We start from the raw sequence: 18262 nt of genomic DNA, 5'->3' as shown, positions 1-18262 counted from the left end.
GGCCTACCCGCTAGGTGCCTATCCCCTGGGTGCGAGCTCGGCGTGGCGCTCGCGCAGCATGCGCGGCGGCTTGTAGGACCCGCTTTCAAAGTCGATGTACTCGACGGCGTCAACCAGATGCTCGATCATGGCCTCATGGTCAAACAGGTCCCACGCAGCGTGGACGGCATCGAGCTTGGCGTGCGTCTCGGGCTTGCAGGGCATGAACAGCGTGCAGCAGTCGGGAGCCGTCTCGCAGGAAATCTCATAGGTGCCGATTGCCTCAGCGCGGGCGATAATCTCCTGCTTATCGGAGCCGATAAGCGGACGGAACACCGGAATATCGACCACCTCGTTGACCGCCATGATGTTCTCGAGCGTCTGCGAAGCGACCTGACCCAAGCTCTCGCCGGTGACGATCGCCTTTGCCCCCTCGATCTTGGCGATGCGCTCGGCAACGGCGTACATGACGCGACGGTACATGATGACGCGCAGATCGCTCGGGCAGGCAAGCGAGATCTCGCGCTGGCAGTCGCCGAAGGGCACGACGTAGAGCCTGCCGATCTGGATAGCGGGCGCAAGGGCCGCGATGATGTCTTGGCAGAGATACTCGCTCGTATCCGCCGTCTGGGGACGGCCGGAGAAGTGCACGGGTACGCAGACCGCGCCGCGGCGAGCGAGCATCCACGTGGCGACGGGCGAATCGATGCCCGACGAGAGCAGGGTGACCACCTTGCCGGCACTGCCCACGGGCAGACCGCCCACGCCGCGCTCGGAACGAGCGTAGACGTAGACGCTGCCCTGCACGACGAGCACGTTCACCGTGACATCGGGGTCGCGCATCTTGACTTTCTTGTCGGGAAAGGCCTCGCAAAGAACCTCGCCCACCTGGCGGTTAAGATCCATCGAGGTAAGCGGGTAATCGGTGTTCGACCTCTTGGCGCTCACCTTGAAGGTCTCAAAACCCCCCGCCTCACTCAGGGCGCGAATGGCGGCGCGCCCGTACTCATCGGGCTCGCGGTTGGTGTGATACGCAAGGGACACGCGCGCCACACCGGGAACCTTGCGGATGACCTCAAAAGCGGAGGACACGTCCTCCGCGCGCGAGAAGGTCACCAGGATATGACCGGAGATGCGCGTGACGCAGGAGATGGAAAAGGCGGCACAGGCCGCCTTGATGGAATCCATGAGGATACGCTCGAAGTGGGCACGGTTCTTACCCTTGAGGCCCACCTCATGGTAGTGGACCAAGCAGACTCGACTGGCCATGGGTTTACGCGTCAGCCACCTTGTGGCCGAGGGCGGCCTCGTAGCGGTCCTCATTGTAGGAGATATCGCCGTCGACGATCTCCTCCATAGCCATCGAGATCGTGTCCTCGCCGGACAGCGCCACGGTGATGTCGTCGATGTCGGTCACCGCGAGGACGCGGTTGTGCTGGCCGCGGAGCATGCTGTTGATGTCGCTGGCACGCTTGGAAGCGAGCGCGGCGAGAAGGAAGCGATTGTTGTCGGTCTTCTCGAGCAGCTCATCGATAGGCGGGTTGACAACAGACACGGGACCTCAGTTCCTCTCATACGAACGAATGATACGGGAGAGCTCTGCAACCGCTTGGTCAAGATCGTCGTTGACGAGAACCTCGTCGTAGCGATCTGCCAAGGCAAGCTCGCTCTCCGCGTTGGAAAGGCGCAGCTCGACCATCTCGGGCGACTCGGTTCCACGGCCGACGAGGCGCTCGCGCAAGACCGCTAGCGACGGGGGCTTGATGAAGATGAGGACGGCATCGGGGAACCGCTCCTTAACCTGGAGGGCTCCCTGCACGTCAATCTCCAAAATAAGCGACGAGCCAGAATCGAGCTTGCCGCGCACCTCGCTCACCAGCGTGCCGTAGCAGTTGCCGTGGACGTGCGCCCACTCGACAAACTCGCCGGCGTTGGCGCGGCGCTCGAACTCCTCCTTGCTGAGGAAGTAGTAGTTGACCCCGTCAACCTCTCCCTCGCGCGGAGAACGCGTGGTAGCCGAAACCGTCAGGCCCAAGCTCGGGAGCTCGGCACGCACACGTGCCACAAGCGTTCCCTTGCCCGCACCTGACGGTCCCGAGATGACGAACAGTTTAGACGTCAAACGGCTCACTTACTTGGTGAGAGCCTCGAGCAGCTGCTCGCGCTGACGGACGCCGAGGCCCTGGACGCGACGCGTGGCGGAGATGCCCAGCTCGTCCATGATCTTGGCAGCCTTGGCCTTGCCGTAGCCGGGGAGCGACTCAATGAGGGTCGAGACCTTCATGCGAGAAGCGATGGGATCCTCGGAGTTGAGGACGGAGTCGAGGGAAACCTCGCCCTTCTTGATCTTTTCACGAAGCTCGGCACGAGCGTGACGGGCGGCTGCTGCCTTCTCGAGAGCGGCCTTGCGCTGCTCATCGGTGAGCTGAGGGAGCGCCATGTGAACCTCCAAAATATCGTGGAACAATAAACCGTTTAGCAGGTTGAACGTAACGTTTTCGCACGTCAACCAACGACCGGATACATACCTTAGACGAACGGCGGTCAAAGTTCAAGCGTAGAGGCCTGAAATTAGCCCGCTAGGCACCCTTGCTCCATAGAACCTGCGCGTAAGAAGCGCTGGTACCGGGGGGGCGGCAAAGGTGCCCGTAACTCCGAATCACGCCATCTGAACAAGCTCCGTGACGATGGCCTCAAACGCCTCCGCGGGATCATTTGCGCCGGTAATGGGCCTGCCGATGACCAGATGGGACGCTCCTTGGGCGATGGCGGACGCGGGCGTGGCAACGCGGCTCTGGTCTCCGAACGCAGCTCCTGCGGGGCGAACGCCCGGCGTCACCACAAGCGCGTCCTCACCCAGAAGTTCACGCATGGCGTGCGCCTCCTGAGGCGAACAGACCACACCGTCCACACCGCGCTCGCGCGCAAGCGTAGCCAAACGCTGCGCCTCAGAAGCGATATCGTCCGTAACGCCGATGGAGGCGAGCGCCTCGGCATTCATGCTCGTGAGTACCGTAATGGCAATGACCCGGGCACGCTCTGCGCCGGTAGCCTCAGCCGCCTCACGGGCACCCTCGCAGGCAGCGGCGAGCATGTCGCCGGCACCGAGGCCGTGAACCGTGAGCAGGTCCGCGCCGGTGAAGGCGGCGGAGCGAGCGGCGCCCCTTACCTGGTGCGGAATGTCGTGGAACTTGAGATCGAGAAAGACCTTGAAACCGCGCTCCTTGAACGCACGCACGATAGCAGGGCCCTCGGCATAGAAGAGCGTCATGCCGATCTTGACCCAGCGCGCGCGGCCCGAGAGAAGGTCGCCGAGCTCCAAGGCGCGCTCACGGTCGCAGTCGAGCGCGACCATGATACGCTCGCGGGCATCTGCTTCTAGCATTCGAAGGCTCCAATCAACTCGTTGATGTCACGTACGCCCTGAGACTCCGCCCAGGCCTCGAGCTCGCCCAAGATGCGAACGGCCGCATCGGGCTCGGGGAAGCTCGCCATGCCAACGGATACGGCGCTCGCACCGGCAAGAATGAACTCGGCCGCATCCTCGCCAGAGGTGACGCCGCCGACGCCGCAGATTGGGATGTCGACGGCCTGGGCAACCTCCCAGACCATGCGGACGGCAATGGGATGAAGGAGCGGACCGGAAAGGCCGCCCGTGGGCTTGGAGACCTTGGAGCGGCGCGTGTGGACATCGATGGCCATGCCCGGGATGGAGTTGATAACCGTAAGACCGTCGGCACCCTCCGCCTCGAGCGCACGGGCGATCTCGGGCAGGCGCACGGGTGCCATCTTGACGAGGAGCGGGCGCTTGGTGATGGGACGGCAAGCGCGCATGACCTCGGCCGCGCCCTCGGGGGTGGAGCCGGCAGCGGCGCCGCCCTGGTCGATGTTGGGGCAGCTCACGTTAAGCTCGAACGCCGCAGCCCAGGGGCAGAGATCCTCAAAGAGCTCGAGAGCGGCGACGTACTCGGCCGTGGAGTGACCCGCCACCTGGCAGATCACCGCCGTGCCCTTGGAGGCGAGGTCGGCGAGGAACTCGCCGGACTCGGCAACCATACCGCGCACGCCGGGGTTCTGGAGGCCGACGGAGTTCATCATGCCGCCGCGGACCTCGGTCATGCGGGGCTTGGGGTTGCCCGGCCACGGCTCGGCGGCGCATCCCTTGGTGGTGATGGCGCCGAGGCGGGAGACGTCGAAGAAGTTCTGGAACTGCCAACCGAACCCAAAGGTGCCGGAAGCGGTGTTGATGGGGTTCTTAAGCTGTATGCCGGCGAAATCGACGGCCATGGACACGCTGCTCACCAGACGACCTCCTTTGCATCAAAGACAGGGCCGCACATGCAGGCGCCCTTCATACCGCTTTTGGTCTCGACCGCGCAGGTGGCGCAGGCACCGAAACCGCAGCTCATCATGCGCTCGAGGGACGCCTCGCACGCAACTCCGGCGCGCTCTGCTGCGGCGGCGACCTTTGCCATCATGGGCTCGGGACCGCAGGTGGCAACGTAATCGAAGTCGTCGCCCTCGGTTTCGAGCACCTGCTCGGCAGCGGCGGTGCAAAAACCGTGGTATCCGGCAGAGCCGTCATCGGTCGCGATGGAGATGGCCGGCGACCCGGCGGCCTCGAACCCGGCCTCGCCCACAAGGCGATCAGCCGAAGCGGCGCCGACGCAGACCGTATAGGGGATGTTGCGACGCGCGAGCTCGCGCGCAAGGCAGAGGATGGGGGGCACACCGATGCCGCCTGCGACGAGCAGGGCGCGGCGGCAGCCCTCGGGGATGGTCCAGCCGTGGCCGCCGGGGCCGAGCACCGTGGTGGTGGCGCCGGGCTCCATGCGGGAAAGGCGCTCGGTGCCCTCCCCCACGACGGCATACCAGATATCGATCGTTCCGGCCTCAGCATCCGCCTCCGCAAAGGACAGCGGGATGCGCAAAAGACTCATGGCGTTACCCGGAACGGCGATGTCCACGAATTGGCCGGGCTCGAGCATGCGCGCGAGCTCGGGAGAAGCAATGCGCAGGGCAAAGATGTCCTGCGCGATCGGCTCGTTTTTCACGACCGTGCACTCATGCACGCGAGCCGGAGAAGGTGTAGGCATGGCTCTCCTCTCTTGGATGCGCTTGCCCAGGGCGAGCGTTTTGCCCTAGGCAAGCGCGCTACAGGACTACAGGACGACGCCGTCGCGGAGCGTCTGCTTGCCGCCGACAAAGACGTCGGTGGCGCGACCGGTGACCTCGGTGCCATCGAATCCGCAGTTGCGAGCCTTGGACTCGTAACCATCGGCGCCGACGGTCCAGGTGATAGTGGGATCGAAAACGGTAATGTCCGCAACGGAGCCGGCCTGGATGCTCACCGGGTCGACGCCGAGAATCCGGCGCGGGCCGATGCTCATGAGCTCGACCATGCGCCCGTAATCGATAACGCCGGTCTTGACGAGGTTGGTGATGACAAGCGCGAGCGAGCACTCGATGCCCGTCATACCAAAGGGTGCGTACTCGAACTCGCGCGCCTTCTCCCAGTCCGCATGCGGAGCGTGATCGGTGACGATGGCGTCGACGGTGCCGTCGGCCACGCCCGCACGGATTGCCGCCGCGTCCTCGGCGGTGCGCAGGGGCGGATTCACCTTGAGGCGCGTGTCGTAGGTGCCGTCGATGCACTCGTCGTTCAAGAACATGTGGTGAGGCGTCGCCTCGCAGGTGACGGGCAGGCCCTCGGCCTTTGCAGCACGGACCGCCTCGAGGCCGCGGGCGGTGGAGATGTGCTGGATATGGAGCTTGGCCCCGGTCAGGCGGGCGATCTGGATGTCGCGCAGAATCTGGAGCTCCTCGCCCTCCGCTGGCCAACCAGCGAGACCGAGCTTGGTGGAAACCGGGCCCTCGTTGATCTGGCCGTCGCCCACGAGGTCCTCGTCCTGGCAGTGGCTCATAAAGACCTTGCCGAACATCTTGCCGTAATCCATGCAGCGACGGAGCATGCCCGCCCCCTGCACGCCGCGGCCGTCGTCGGTAAAGGCGACGGCGCCGTGGGCCACCATGTCGCCCATCTCAGAGATGATCTCGCCCTTAAGACCGCGCGTCATGGCGCCAGAAGGCAGCACGCGGCAATGGCCGGCGCGCTCGGCGCAGGCGCGCACGTACTCGACAACGGTGCCGTTATCGGTCACCGGATTGGTATTGGGCATGGAGCACACCGCGGTCATGCCGCCCTTGGCGGCGGCGCGGGTCTCCGTCTCGATCGTTGCCTTGTGCTCGAAGCCGGGGTCGCGCAGATGCACGTGCATGTCGACGAGGCCGGGCACGAGGTACTTGCCAGAGAGGTCGAGGACGTCGGCACCCTCTGCGGCCAGTCCCTCCCCCACCTCGGCAATGCGCTCGCCGTCGATGAGAACGTCAAGAACGCCGTCCAGACCCGCAGCGGGGTCGACGACATGGGCACCCTTAAGAAGCAAGGCCATTATCGGCACCTCCCAGCAAGAGATAGAGCGCGGCCATGCGGACGCAGATGCCCGCATAGACCTGGTCGAGAATGACCGAGCGCTGTGGATGGTCGGCCATGTAGGAATCGAGCTCAACACCGCGGTTGATCGGACCCGGGTGGCACACGATCGCCTCGGGCTTCATGAGGCGCTCGCGCGCCTCGGTGAGACCGTAGAGCATATGGTACTCGCGCTGGCTCGGGAAGGGCGCGCCCTCGAGGCGCTCGCGCTGGATGCGGAGCATGTAGACAACGTCGAGCTCGGGCAGGACGTCGTCCAGGCTCGCGCTCACGCGGTCCGCGCCAAGAACCTCGGGGTTCATGGGGATGAGCGTACCGGGCGCGATGAGGGTCACCTCGGCACCCACGATCTTAAGCGCGGGTATGAGCGAGCCGCAGACGCGGGAGTGCGAGATATCGCCCACGATGCCGACCTTCAGGCCGTCCAGGTGTCCAAAGCGCTGCCAGATGGTGTAGAGGTCGAGCAGCGCCTGGGTGGGGTGGCCGTGCTTGCCGTCGCCCGCGTCGATGACCGCGGCGGGCGTGTGCTGCGTGACGATGTAGGGCGCGCCCTCGTGCTTGTCGCGTACGACGACCATATCGATCTTGTAGGAGTTGAGCGTCATCACGGTGTCGATGAGGCTCTCGCCCTTAACCGTCGAGGTCGAGGACCCGCCGAAGTTCAGGCTATCGGCCGACAGACGCTTCTCGGCCAGCTCAAACGAGGAGCGCGTGCGCGTCGAGGGCTCGTTGAACATGTTCACGATGGTCTTGCCCTTGAGCGTGGGGACCTTCTTGATGGCGCGCTCGTTCACCGCGGAGAACGCCTTGGCGGTCTCGAGAATCGTCATGATATCGGTATCGGAGTACTCCGTGATATCGATTAGGTGCTTATGGTTGAAGCTCATCGCTCGTCACCTCCCAAAGGTGCGGAGCCCGCGCGGGATCCCTCGGAGACGTCGGTAATCTCGACGCTCGAGCGCCCGTCGACCTCCTTCAGGTACAGACGGACGTTCTCCTCGTGGGAGGAGGGCACGTTCTTTCCAACAAAATCGGGGCAAATGGGCAGCTCGCGATGGCCACGATCGACGAGAACGGCGAGCTCGATGCGGCTCGGGCGGCCCATATCCATGATGGCGTCGAGAGCGGCGCGGATGGTGCGGCCGGTATAGAGCACGTCATCCACCAGCACGATCCTCTTGCCGTCGACGTCAAACGGGATATGGGAGGCATGCACCTCGGGCGCGATGCCCACGCCGTAATCGTCGCGGTAGAAGCTGATATCGAGACTTCCCAGCGGGATGCGAACGCCCTCGATCTCCTCGATGCGCGTCGCCAGCTCCTTTGCCAGCAGGTCGCCACGCGTAACGACGCCCACCAGCGCCAGATTCTCGCAGCCCTCGTTCCGCTCAAGAATCTCATGAGCGATACGCGTCATGGCGCGACTGATGGCAACCTCATCCATAATGATTGCCTTGGGTGTGATGGCCACGGGTCTCCTTTCTCCTATCCGCCCCGATGCCGAGGCGCAAAAAAGATGCCTAGCCCAAACATGGCAAGACACCTGCAAGAGAAACCCGCGCATAGCCGCGGGGTATGTGTGCCTTGCGGTGTCTCGCACGTCGCTTAAAGGCTGAGTCGATTATACACGGGGCGGCAGGCGCCGGGGCGGGCAATCGGGCGGTGCGCCGGATTACCACCGGGCGTCGACGGGATGAAGTGCAACGGCGAAACAGCCCAGGAGTCGGCGCGAATGACAATCGGGAGACAGTGTCTAGGCGGAACCCTTGCGTCCTTTGAGGACACCGATACGAGACAGCGCGTAACGGAACCCCATCGTGTGCAAGGTATAGAGGAACTCCCGGATCAGATACAGATAGTAAGCGCCAGAGCTGAAAGGGCGTTCGTCGTAACCGGTCAGTTTGAAGTAGCGCTTCTTAGCCGATGCCGAGAGGCAATCCATACCGGCGATAATGTCGGGATCCATCCTTCGCATAGTGGAGATGATGAGGACGCGCATATGCTGGTCTTCCAGATGCCCACGACCGATTGCCAATCCGCAATGGCGCATACCCATCCGATCGAGCGCAGCTTCGACACCCTTATCATGCTCACCGAGATCATCGAGGATATCGCGCATATCATTCCAGCGAATGAGGGCAATCTCAGACTTGTCGCCGAAGGTCGACGCTCCGGGACGGCGGTCGCGATAGCAATAGAAGCAGTCGTCGGTATAGACGATACGACGCGCCCGGGCAAGCGTGTCAATCATAAAGGGATTGTCGACCCAACCGGCGCCCGGACATTCGACGAGACGAATCCCAAATTCATCGAGGAAGCTTCTCAGATACAGGGCAGTCCAAATACTCGGATGGTACTGGATTAATTCAGGGGCATCCTTAAGGGTGAAGGGTTGCTTTTTGGGTCGGATGCGCTTGTAAAAGGTGTTTCTACAGAAGAGCTCATTGGGCGTATCGGGATCCTGGATACGCCAGTACGCCGACTTGACGACGTCGGCCTTCTCATCGAACGACCGCGCGAAGGCGATGAGCCAATCGTACATGTGGGGCTTCACGAAATCGTCGGGCTCCACGATGGCGACATACTCACCCGTGGACTCAGCTATGCCGCGGTTGACCGAAGCACCGTAGCCCTGGTTCTCCTTATCAATCACGCGAACGCGGGAATCACGCGCCTCGTGCTCGCGCATGATGGCAAGAGAACCGTCAGTAGAGCCGTCGTTGACGCAGATAATCTCCATCGAGACGACGTCGTTCTGCTCGACGCTCGTCAGGCATTGGTCGAGATACTCTTCGACGTTGTAGATGGGGATGATGACCGAAACGTCCACAGGACACCCTTAGGCAAATTGGTTACGATACGCCTGGCAGACCTCTTCCACAGGACCGTCCATGCGCAGGTCGCCCTTCTCAATCCAGACAGCGCGCTTGCAGATACGCTCGACCTGTTCGAGCGAGTGGCTCACGAACAGAACCGTAACGTCACCCGACTCGATAAAGTGCTTTATGCGTTCCTCGCACTTGTTCTGGAAGAAGACGTCGCCTACCGACAGCGTCTCGTCAACGATGAGGATGTCTGGCTCAGTAACCGTGGCAATAGCGAAAGCAATGCGTGCAACCATGCCGCTTGAATAGTTCTTGAGGGGCATGTCGACGAAGTCGCGCAGCTCGGCGAATTCAACGATCTCATCGAATTTCTCGTCGATAAACTGCTTGGTATATCCCAAAAGCGAGCCATTGAGGTAGATGTTCTCACGCGCGGTGAGCTCCATATCAAAGCCAGCACCAAGCTCGATGAGCGGCGCGATGTTGCCGCGCACGATACAAGTTCCCTCGCTCGGCTCAAGAACGCCGGCGATGATTTTGAGCATCGTCGACTTACCGGAGCCGTTGGTACCCACAAGGCCCACGACGTCGCCACGTTTTACCTTAAAGGAAACGTTCTTGAGCGCACGAAACTCATTGAAGAAGAGCTCGTGGCGCATGAGCTTGATAAAGTATTCCTTAAGGTTGTTTAGCTGCTCGGACGCCATGTTGAAAATCATGGTCACATCGTTGACCTCGATGGCGTACTCATCCGCCTGCGCCGGCTCGTTGAACTGGCGATAGATTCCTGTGGGTGCTGCCATGATGCGTCCTTAGATGTAGAGGATGAACTTGTGCTCGGTCTTGCGGAAGACGAATATACCGATGGCCAGCATAACGACCGCCCAGACGGTGCAGAGCAGGAGGATCTCGAGCGAGGGGTTCTGCTGCCAAAGGACAATATCGCGCATAAACGTCACGAATCCGTACATGGGATTCATCTTGACGATACCGATAGTCCATGCAGGAGCACCGCGATCAAGAAGCATCTGGAAATCCCAGAACACGGGGGTCAAATAGTTCCAAGCGGTAAGAACGACGCTCCAAAGATGAATGATGTCGCGGAAGAAGACCGTTGCTGCAGAGAGCACAAGCCCGATACCGATGCAGAAGACCATAAGAAGGCCAAGGCAAACCGGAAGCCAAATAAGGTGCCACGTGGGCACCACGCGGAACCACAGCATAACGATCGCGACCGCAATGAGGGAGAAGGCAAAGTTAACGAGTGCGAAGAGAATCTTCTGCACCGGGAAGACAAAGCGGTCGATCTTGACCTTCTTGAGCAGAGGCGCAGCCTCCAGAATAGAAGTAACAGCCTTGCTGGTGGAATCGCTCATGAGCGAGTAGGTGATGTTGCCCAAGATAAGGTAGAGCGGGAAGTGCTCAATGTTGGAGCCGAGCAGGGTCGAGAAAACAACGCTCATCACGACCATCATGAGCAGCGGGTTGAGCACGCTCCACGCCACGCCGAGGAAGCTGCGACGATATTTGATCTTGAAGTCCTTGGTCACCAGCTGCTTGAGAACGAAGATATCCTTCTCGAAATCGTTCCGCGCATGCGAGGCGAAGGCGCCATCTTTTGTGATTGCCACGAACGGCTCCTCTGGTATCGGAATCGTAAGTTCGCTCTGCATTCTAGCACACCGATTTTTTCTCAAAATAGCGCTTGCCATACGCCACGAGTTCTGTATACTAGTCACTGTTGCTTGAGAGCACCTACATTCCTCGGTAGCTCAATGGTAGAGCACGCGGCTGTTAACCGCGCTGTTGTAGGTTCGAGTCCTACCCGGGGAGCCAGAACTTCCAACCCGCCCTTTCGGCGGGTTTTTTATTTCGATAACAATTCTGATACCCCACCGATAAACGATGCTCCATCGGCTAATCGCGTCAATGCGCGCGGGAAGCGCTCAGATTATTCAAGTATTCAACAATCCGACCGATATAGTCCTTACGCTTCTTCCTTCACCACGTCATCGAGCGTCATGGCGACGTTGTGCGGCGTAGGCACCCAGTCGACCTTGAGGAAGAGCGCCGCAACGTTGATGGGGATATACGTCAGCATGAAGAGCGGGAAGGTGAAGAGGTTGGTAAAGAACCTCCAGCGCTTGGGACAATGGAAGTGGCGGTGCTCGACGACGACGGTCACGAGCCCCATGGCAAAGAACATGAGATAGCTTGAGACGATCATGGTTATGAGCGAGACGACGCAGGAATCAAGCTCAGACGCCGTGGCGAGAAAACCGTGGCTGAGCGTGCCCACGACGAGAAACACCGCGTTGGCAACCATGGAGAGCATCGAGCAGATGGTGCAGGGGCCGACCGTTACGAAAAGATCGTAGGCGGCGAATCTTCTGAAGAAGGCAAAAGACTTCACCAGGCCCAGCCCATAGGTGAAAAACACCTGGTAGAAGCCCTTTGTCCAGCGCATACGCTGCTTCCAGGACGCCTTGAAGGTGAGCGGTTGCTCGTCAAAGAACTCCGCCGGGGCGTATGCGATGCGAATCCCGTGCATAGCGCAAAAGGTAGAGAACTGGATGTCCTCGGTAAGCGTATGGAAGCGCCAACCCTGCATGCCGCGCACGATGTCAGCAGAGATGAGGTAACCCGAGCCCGACACCGCGCAGGAGGTTCCGCAAAGCATGCGAGCGTTGTTGAGAAATCGCGCCTCGCGGATGAACCAAGTGGCGTAGGCGGCGCTGATCCACGAGCTTCCGAAGTTCTTGGAGTTGCGGTAGCTCGTGACCGCCTGGTGGCCCTGGTCGAACGCATCGTTCATGATGCTCACGTAATCGCGCGAGATAAGGTTGTCGGCATCGAATACAAAGAAGCCGTCGTGCTTGCCGGGGTACTCCTCGAGGATGCGGCGAAAACCAAAGTCCATGACCCAGCTCTTGCCCTTGCGCGCAAGGTCGTTGCGCTCGTACACGATCGCGCCCGCCTCGCGCGCAGCCTGAGCGGTGTTGTCGGTGCAGGCGTCCGCCACAACAAAGATGTCGATCAGCTCGGCCGGATAGTCCTGGTCGCGGATGGAACGCACGAGGTTGGCGATAACGGGCTCCTCATTGTGCGCCGCGATGAAAAAAGCGTAGGTGTGGAGCTTCTTGGCCTTGGGATAGCTGACCTCGCCCCGCACAAGACCAACGACATAGAACACAAACTGATAGAGCGTAAGCACGCCCAGAAGCGTCATGACGACATAGTTGAACAGCGTAATGGGCGTGAATTCAGATAACGGCATCGACGCGTCGGCCTCCTGTTAACGACCAAGGTTGTGCTGAAGTGTAACCGACCGCACACAGTCCCGGCGGCGCCGTGCGCTGCGGCCAGGGCATTTCCGCACGGTTTCCAGATACCGAAGCCGCCCCTACGCCAAAAGACCGAGCTGGGGCACGATCTCCTCCCCCGCCTCGGTACGCCCAAGCGAGAGCGGCGCGAGCTCGTCGAGAACCTCGGCAAGGTCCCAGGGCAACTCGTCGCGGCACTCGATAGTCTCGCCGGTTACGGGGTGCGTGAAAGCGACCCGCCAGGAGTGGAGAAACTGGCGCGTAAGGCCGCGATCGGCACGCTCGACGTTGCGCCCTCCCCTCCCGTAAAGGGGGTCGCCCACGCAAGGGTGGTTGATATGGCGCATATGGACGCGAATCTGGTGGGTACGTCCCGTGTAGAGATGGCATTCGAGCAGCGTGTAGCCGTCATCGAAACGACCCGCATCGAAACGCTCGAGAACCCTGAACGTGGTGATAGCCTGGCGCGCGAAGGGGTCGTCAGACACCGCCATCTTCTGGCGGTCGCGCGTCGAACGGGCGATTCCGGTGTCGATGCGCCCCTCGTCCATGGCCACATAGCCATGCACGAGCGTGATGTAGCGCCGATCGAGCATGCGCAGGCGGATAAGATCCTGAAGGGCGCGCTGCGTGTCGTCGTCCTTTGCGGCGAGCATGAGGCCCGAGGTATCGCGGTCAAGACGATGCACGATGCCGGGACGGTCCTCGCCTTGAAGGGTACCGAGGTGATCGATGCCGCAGTGGTAGACGAGCGCATTGGCAAGCGTCCCGTCGGCGTGCCCGTGCGCCGGGTGGCACACAAGGCCGCGCTGCTTGGAAAGCACGATGAGATACTCGTCCTCATAGCGGATATCGAGTGGGATGTTCTGCGCGATGACGACACCGGGCTCGGGCTCATCGGGGAGCTCGACCGAAATGCGGTCTCCTGGCATGACGGCGTACTTCTTGGAAAGGCAGGTCTCGCCGTTGACAGCGACGGCACCGGCCTCAATAAGATGCGCGCACGCCGAGCGCGAGGGGCAGGATTCCTGAGAACCCAGATAAGCGTCGAGCCGCGTGCCGCGCGCGGCATCGTCAACCAGAATATGGACGTCCCCCGCCATCACGCGCCGCCCTTCTCGTCCGCATCGCCATGGTCCTCGCACATACCAGCGCTGGCGACGCCAGCGTCCGCTTTGCCGTCCTGCGAGGCCCTCTCGCCCGCTTTTGACGCCGGAGAGAGGAACATGAAGCCGATGAGCGCCAATGCCACACCAACGGTGATGCCGATGTCGGCGACGTTGAATACCGGGAAGTTGATGAAGACGGTGGCGATGAAATCGGTCACAAACCCAAAGACGGCACGGTCGTAGGCGTTACCGATGGCGCCGCCCGCGAGCATGCCGAGTCCAATCACCTCGAGGCGGGAGAGCGCCGGTGCGCGCCAAAGATAGACGGCGACCGCGCACACCACGACCACCGCAAGGGCGACGAACGCGTAGCCAAAGCCCGAGGCCAGACCGAACGAAACCCCGGTATTGGCGACAAAGTCAAATTCGAGGACGCCGGGGATAACGGTCACGGGAAGCGCACCGGTCATGAACGCGCGGCGCGCCACGACCTTGGTCAGCTGATCGATGGCGAGAAACGCAACGGCAAGGCCAAGCGCCACTGCCACGCGCCACGCGCGGGAGGGCGCAAAGCTCCGTGCGCCCTCCCTTGGCGTCTCATTTTGATGGTTCGCGGCCGAGGTCACTTAGGCCTCCAGAGCCTCGGCGCAGCGGTCGCAGATGTGAGCGTGCGCGCCGTGGGCACCGGTGGTTTCGCGGTAGTTCCAGCAGCGGTCGCAGCGCTCGCCGCGCGCCGGCTCGACGAAGACGGCAAGCTCGTCGCCCTGCGTAAGCTCGACCTCGGAAACGATGAAGAACTCGGCCAGATCGGGCGCGTCCTCACCGGTGAGAGGCGCATAGAGCTCCTCGGGAACGGTGACGGTAACGCGAACCTCCTGGCTCTTGGTGAAGGTACCCTCAGCACGCTTGTCCTCGAGTGCCTTGGTCACGCCGGCGCGAACCTCGAGGGCCGCATCGAGCACGGGCGCGAGCGCGTTGGCCTGCTCAAGCGTGATGGGCGCATGGTACCAATCGAGAAGCGCCGCATAGTCCTGACCGGCGCGGATGCCCTCGGGCGTGTAGGCCATGACCTCGTCTGTGGTGAAGGCAAGAATGGGCTGCAGGTCGCGCAGGAGCATCGAGAGGAGCTCGGCGAGCACGGTCTGAGCGCTGCGGCGGGCAAGAGAGCCGTCCTTCTCGCAGTAGAGGCGATCTTTGAGCGCGTCGAGGTAGACGTTAGAGAGCTCAGTCACCACAAAATCGTAGAGCGTGCGGTAAGCGCGGTTGAACTCGTAGGAGGCGTACGCGTCGTCGACCTCGGCCTGAACCTGGGTGATGCGCGCCACCATGATCTTGTCGAGCGGTGTGAGGTCGCAGAAGTCCACGTGGTCGCGTGCGGCGTCGTACTGGCCCTCGAGCTCGCCCAGCAGGAAGCGGAAGGTGTTGCGGAAGCGGCGGTACGCGTCCGAGGTACGTGCGAGGATCTCGTGATCGATGGCGACGTCGGTCGAGGTGTCCACCGAGGCGACCCACAGGCGGATGATGTCGGCACCCATCTCGTCGCAAACCTTGTTGGGGTCGATGACGTTGCCGAGCGACTTGGACATCTTGCGGCCCTGACCGTCAAGGGTGAAGCCCTGGGAGACGACGGCCTTGTAGGGCGCGACGCCGCTGGCGCCCACGCTCGTCAAAAGCGACGACTGGAACCAGCCACGGTGCTGGTCGGAGCCCTCGAGGTAGAGGTCCGCCGGGTACTCGAGCTCGGGGCGCTTCTCGCAGACCGCCTTCCAGGAGACGCCGGAGTCCCACCATACGTCGAGGATATCGCGGTCGGCCTTGAGGTGATGACCGCCGCACTTGGGGCACACGCAGGCGTCACCCAGGTACTCGGACGGATCTGTGGTGAACCAGGCATCGGAGCCCTCCGCCTTAAAGAGCGCGATCACGGCGTCGAGTGTGGCGTCGTTCATGACCTTCTCGCCGCAGTCGGCGCACGTGAAGCTGGGGATCGGCACGCCCCAGTTGCGCTGGCGCGAGATGCACCAGTCGGGACGACCCTCCACCATGGCGCCGATGCGGTTCTTGGCGCGATCGGGATACCAGGCCACATGGTTCAGGACCTGGTCGAGCGCCTGCTCGCGAAGGCCAGTCTCGTCCATGGAGACGAACCACTGGTCCGTCGCACGGAAGATCGTGGGCTGCTTGCAGCGCCAGCAGTGCGGGTAGGAGTGGTTGATCTTAACCTCGGCGAGGAGTTTGCCGCGCTCCGAGAGCCAAGAGATGATCTTGGGATTGGCCTCGTCGGTGTCAAGCCCGGAGAACGGGCCGCCCGTGCCGTACTCGTCGCCCACGTAGAAGCGACCGTCGTCATCAACGGGCATGATGATGGGCAAATCGCAGCGCATGCCGGTGTAGTAGTCGTCCACGCCGTGGCCGGGAGCGGTGTGCACGCAGCCGGTACCGTCCTCGAGCGTGACGTAATCAGCAGTAACGACCTTACCGGTGACACCCTCGAAGATGGGCTGCTGGTAGGTGAGGCCCACAAGGTCCTCACCGTGAGCGCTCCAAGGCTCGGCAGCACCTTCGGGCACAAAGAGCTTTGCGTCCTCAAGCTTGGCGACACCGTGGAAGACCTTCTCCCAAAGCGCCTTTGCCATGATACCCAGTCGGCCCTCTGCCTCGACAGCGACGTAGTCAGCCTCGGCAAGAAGCGCCACGCCGGAGTTTGCCGGGAGGGTCCACGGGGTGGTGGTCCAGATAACCACGTCGACGGGCATGCCGGAGGCACGGAGCGCCTCGGGAGCGTCGATCATCTCAAAGCGCACAAAGATCGAGGGGCTGACCTCGTCGGCGTACTCGATCTCGGCCTCGGCGAGCGCGGTATGGCAGTGCTTGCACCAGTGCACTGGCTTGCGGCCGCGGTAGATCAAGCCCTTGTCGAACATAGCCTTGAAGACCTCGATGTCGGCGGCATCGTGCTCGTGGTAGAGCGTGAGGTAGGGGTTGTCCCAGTCACCCAGAACGCCCAGGCGCTTAAAGCCCTCGCGCTGCAGGTCGAGATTCTCGACCGCAAACTCATGGCACATCTCGCGAATCTTCGCCGTAGGGGTGGCGTTGAACTTAGCGGTGCCGAGTGCCTCCTCTACCTTATGCTCGATGGGCTGACCATGGCAATCCCAACCGGGCACATAGGGGGTCTGATAGCCCTGCATGGCCCAGTAGCGCATGATGATGTCCTTGGAGATCTTGTTCATGGCGTGGCCGATGTGGATGGGGCCGTTCGCATACGGAGGGCCGTCGTGCAGGACGAACTTGTCGTGTCCCTCGTTCTTCTTCTGAAGCTGCTCGTAGAGATGGTTCTCATTCCAGCGTGCCAAACGTGCCGGCTCGCTCTTGGAAAGGCCTGCACGCATGGGGAATCCCGTCTTGGGCAGGTGCATGGTCTCCTGATAGACGCTCTTTTCCTTCTTCGCCATGTGCCCTCCTTTGTATCCGCCGAGGCACCTGGCGTCTGCGCCCCGGTCGTTCGGGCGGCCTGCTGTGGCCTCCCTCAGGCGCAAAAAAGCGCCCGTCCCTACAAGCTGGGACGAAGCGCTCGAAAACGGGTCTTACCCGCGTGAAGCTCTTCGCTATACCACCCAGCTTAGGTGCACATTTGCACCCGTACTCGGCCGACCACATGACGACGGTCGTCCCGGCGACGCCTACTGGGATGCATGGTTGGGGACGGGGTCAAAACGTGCAGCCGTCCCACCAGCTCCGTTCGGGTCGCGGCTCCGGGGTGATTTTCACGCGGGCGCGCAGGCGAACCTCTCAGCCAGGGGCTTCGCTACCCCCGGGTCCGCTCTCTCATCTGCGCGGGGACCGGCTACTCCTCCCCATCACAGCCTGTGGGCGGTATTGTAGCATGCGCACGGGCGCTATTCCATATATTGCGCCGGCGTAACACACGAAACGCCGCGCTCGCGCAAAAGGCGCGCAAAAACGCCGTCACCGGGTACGAGGACACCAGAGAAGGTGCCATCGTAGATTTCACCCACGCCGCACGAAGGGCTGCGCGGCTGCAGAATCGCCACGTCGATGGGACCGCCCGAGAGGGCGCGCTTGAGTTCACGCTCGGCGCCGGCGCGAAACTCCTCGTCCACGCTCGCACCAAACTCGTTGACTACGGCGCCTTCTAATATCTCCGACCGCGGGCGTGGTATGGGAAGCCCGCCGGCGACCTCAGGGCAGACGGTCACCAGCTCATGACCCTCCGCGCGCAGGCACTCGATGAGGGCGAGGTTCTCGTTTGAACCGCCGTTGTACTTGCACCGTTCGCCCAGGAGCCAAGCGCTCACCACCACGCGCATCGCGCTACCCCCTAGTTCTCCTGCTCGCGCAGGCGCAGATAGATCTGATGCTGACCCGAGCCGTTCTCGGGCTCATCGAACTCGTAGACTCCGAGGGGACCGCGGACAAAAAGTTGGACCGCGCGGCGGTCCGGACGGGAGGTCCGCATGCACAGCAGGGAGGACGTGGAGCTGGCGCTGATGGCGCTCGAGGAGGGCTGGA

Annotated in this window: 19 protein-coding genes and 1 tRNA gene; 1 reads left to right on the top strand and 19 read right to left on the bottom strand. The window is 62.1% G+C overall.

Going from position 1 to position 18262, the window contains the following annotated elements; genetic code table 11:
• Window positions 1-18: 18 nt before the first annotated feature.
• The 13 genes from thiI to B5F89_RS06685 all read right to left on the bottom strand — a co-directional run bounded on the left by thiI (window position 19) and on the right by B5F89_RS06685 (window position 10928).
• Window positions 19-1248, bottom strand: coding sequence for a tRNA uracil 4-sulfurtransferase ThiI (gene thiI / locus B5F89_RS06745; protein ID WP_087431029.1), 1230 nt, complete (start codon window positions 1246-1248; stop codon window positions 19-21).
• A gap of 4 nt (window positions 1249-1252) precedes the next feature.
• Complete coding sequence (locus B5F89_RS06740; RefSeq protein ID WP_087431028.1) at window positions 1253-1534, bottom strand: DNA-directed RNA polymerase subunit omega; 282 nt, start codon at window positions 1532-1534, stop codon at window positions 1253-1255.
• Between the two features lie 6 nt (window positions 1535-1540).
• Entirely contained in the window at window positions 1541-2110 is a 570-nt protein-coding gene (gene gmk, locus B5F89_RS06735) for a guanylate kinase (protein WP_087431027.1), read from the bottom strand.
• The gene (gene mihF, locus B5F89_RS06730) at window positions 2111-2419 is read right to left on the bottom strand and encodes an integration host factor, actinobacterial type (protein ID WP_087431026.1); all 309 of its coding nucleotides are present in this window, start codon (window positions 2417-2419) and stop codon (window positions 2111-2113) included.
• A 219-nt stretch (window positions 2420-2638) separates the two neighbouring features.
• Window positions 2639-3364 (bottom strand): orotidine-5'-phosphate decarboxylase, encoded by a 726-nt coding sequence (gene pyrF, locus B5F89_RS06725; protein WP_087431025.1) that lies wholly within the window; start codon window positions 3362-3364, stop codon window positions 2639-2641.
• Window positions 3358-4281: a dihydroorotate dehydrogenase gene (locus B5F89_RS06720; protein ID WP_087431024.1), complete on the bottom strand. Its 924-nt coding sequence runs from the start codon at window positions 4279-4281 to the stop codon at window positions 3358-3360. The genes pyrF and B5F89_RS06720 overlap by 7 nt, the downstream gene beginning before the upstream one ends.
• A complete protein-coding gene (locus B5F89_RS06715; protein WP_204230635.1) occupies window positions 4278-5075 on the bottom strand; it encodes a dihydroorotate dehydrogenase electron transfer subunit in 798 nt (265 codons plus the stop codon). The genes B5F89_RS06720 and B5F89_RS06715 overlap by 4 nt, the downstream gene beginning before the upstream one ends.
• A 66-nt stretch (window positions 5076-5141) precedes the next feature.
• On the bottom strand, window positions 5142-6431 hold the full coding sequence (locus B5F89_RS06710) for a dihydroorotase (RefSeq protein WP_087431022.1): 1290 nt from the start codon (window positions 6429-6431) through the stop codon (window positions 5142-5144).
• Entirely contained in the window at window positions 6415-7359 is a 945-nt protein-coding gene (locus tag B5F89_RS06705) for an aspartate carbamoyltransferase catalytic subunit (RefSeq protein ID WP_087431021.1), read from the bottom strand. The genes B5F89_RS06710 and B5F89_RS06705 overlap by 17 nt, the downstream gene beginning before the upstream one ends.
• Window positions 7356-7943, bottom strand: coding sequence for a bifunctional pyr operon transcriptional regulator/uracil phosphoribosyltransferase PyrR (gene pyrR / locus B5F89_RS06700; RefSeq protein ID WP_087431020.1), 588 nt, complete (start codon window positions 7941-7943; stop codon window positions 7356-7358). The genes B5F89_RS06705 and pyrR overlap by 4 nt, the downstream gene beginning before the upstream one ends.
• 282 nt (window positions 7944-8225) lie before the next feature.
• Window positions 8226-9302, bottom strand: coding sequence for a glycosyltransferase (locus tag B5F89_RS06695; RefSeq protein WP_087431019.1), 1077 nt, complete (start codon window positions 9300-9302; stop codon window positions 8226-8228).
• 9 nt (window positions 9303-9311) lie between these two features.
• Window positions 9312-10100, bottom strand: coding sequence for an ABC transporter ATP-binding protein (locus B5F89_RS06690; protein ID WP_087431018.1), 789 nt, complete (start codon window positions 10098-10100; stop codon window positions 9312-9314).
• A 9-nt stretch (window positions 10101-10109) separates the two neighbouring features.
• On the bottom strand, window positions 10110-10928 hold the full coding sequence (locus B5F89_RS06685) for an ABC transporter permease (protein ID WP_239286704.1): 819 nt from the start codon (window positions 10926-10928) through the stop codon (window positions 10110-10112).
• Between the two features lie 130 nt (window positions 10929-11058).
• Here B5F89_RS06685 and B5F89_RS06680 point away from each other — a divergent pair.
• A tRNA-Asn gene (locus tag B5F89_RS06680) sits at window positions 11059-11133 on the top strand.
• 151 nt (window positions 11134-11284) lie between these two features.
• Here B5F89_RS06680 and B5F89_RS06675 read toward each other — a convergent pair.
• The 6 genes from B5F89_RS06675 to B5F89_RS10050 form a co-directional block, all read right to left on the bottom strand.
• On the bottom strand, window positions 11285-12574 hold the full coding sequence (locus B5F89_RS06675) for a glycosyltransferase family 2 protein (RefSeq protein WP_087431016.1): 1290 nt from the start codon (window positions 12572-12574) through the stop codon (window positions 11285-11287).
• Between the two features lie 126 nt (window positions 12575-12700).
• Entirely contained in the window at window positions 12701-13723 is a 1023-nt protein-coding gene (locus tag B5F89_RS06670) for an RluA family pseudouridine synthase (RefSeq protein ID WP_087431015.1), read from the bottom strand.
• Window positions 13723-14355 carry a signal peptidase II gene (gene lspA, locus B5F89_RS06665; protein ID WP_204230634.1) on the bottom strand — a complete coding sequence of 211 codons (633 nt, stop codon included), beginning with the start codon at window positions 14353-14355 and terminating at the stop codon, window positions 13723-13725. Before lspA ends, B5F89_RS06670 begins: the two co-directional genes overlap by 1 nt.
• A complete protein-coding gene (ileS, locus tag B5F89_RS06660) occupies window positions 14356-17184 on the bottom strand; it encodes an isoleucine--tRNA ligase (protein ID WP_087431014.1) in 2829 nt (942 codons plus the stop codon).
• Between the two features lie 444 nt (window positions 17185-17628).
• The gene (locus B5F89_RS06655; protein WP_087431013.1) at window positions 17629-18060 is read right to left on the bottom strand and encodes a DUF523 domain-containing protein; all 432 of its coding nucleotides are present in this window, start codon (window positions 18058-18060) and stop codon (window positions 17629-17631) included.
• An 11-nt stretch (window positions 18061-18071) separates the two neighbouring features.
• Window positions 18072-18262 (bottom strand): hypothetical protein (locus B5F89_RS10050; protein ID WP_158098437.1); only part of this gene is annotated, 191 nt, incomplete at its 5' end.

This window comes from Collinsella sp. An307, from assembly GCF_002161805.1.
Taxonomy (GTDB): Bacteria; Actinomycetota; Coriobacteriia; order Coriobacteriales; family Coriobacteriaceae; genus Coprousia.
This window is presented reverse-complemented; position numbering and strand designations above follow the sequence as displayed.

Coding starts and splice junctions, on each gene's coding strand:
- B5F89_RS06675 (WP_087431016.1), bottom strand. CDS start 12,574: ATGCCGTTATCTGAATTCACGCCCATTACGCTGTTCAACTATGTCGTC.
- mihF (WP_087431026.1), bottom strand. CDS start 2,419: ATGGCGCTCCCTCAGCTCACCGATGAGCAGCGCAAGGCCGCTCTCGAG.
- B5F89_RS06690 (WP_087431018.1), bottom strand. CDS start 10,100: ATGGCAGCACCCACAGGAATCTATCGCCAGTTCAACGAGCCGGCGCAG.
- thiI (WP_087431029.1), bottom strand. CDS start 1,248: ATGGCCAGTCGAGTCTGCTTGGTCCACTACCATGAGGTGGGCCTCAAG.
- B5F89_RS06655 (WP_087431013.1), bottom strand. CDS start 18,060: ATGCGCGTGGTGGTGAGCGCTTGGCTCCTGGGCGAACGGTGCAAGTAC.
- B5F89_RS06670 (WP_087431015.1), bottom strand. CDS start 13,723: ATGGCGGGGGACGTCCATATTCTGGTTGACGATGCCGCGCGCGGCACG.
- B5F89_RS06710 (WP_087431022.1), bottom strand. CDS start 6,431: ATGGCCTTGCTTCTTAAGGGTGCCCATGTCGTCGACCCCGCTGCGGGT.
- B5F89_RS06715 (WP_204230635.1), bottom strand. CDS start 5,075: ATGCCTACACCTTCTCCGGCTCGCGTGCATGAGTGCACGGTCGTGAAA.
- ileS (WP_087431014.1), bottom strand. CDS start 17,184: ATGGCGAAGAAGGAAAAGAGCGTCTATCAGGAGACCATGCACCTGCCC.
- B5F89_RS06705 (WP_087431021.1), bottom strand. CDS start 7,359: ATGAGCTTCAACCATAAGCACCTAATCGATATCACGGAGTACTCCGAT.
- pyrF (WP_087431025.1), bottom strand. CDS start 3,364: ATGCTAGAAGCAGATGCCCGCGAGCGTATCATGGTCGCGCTCGACTGC.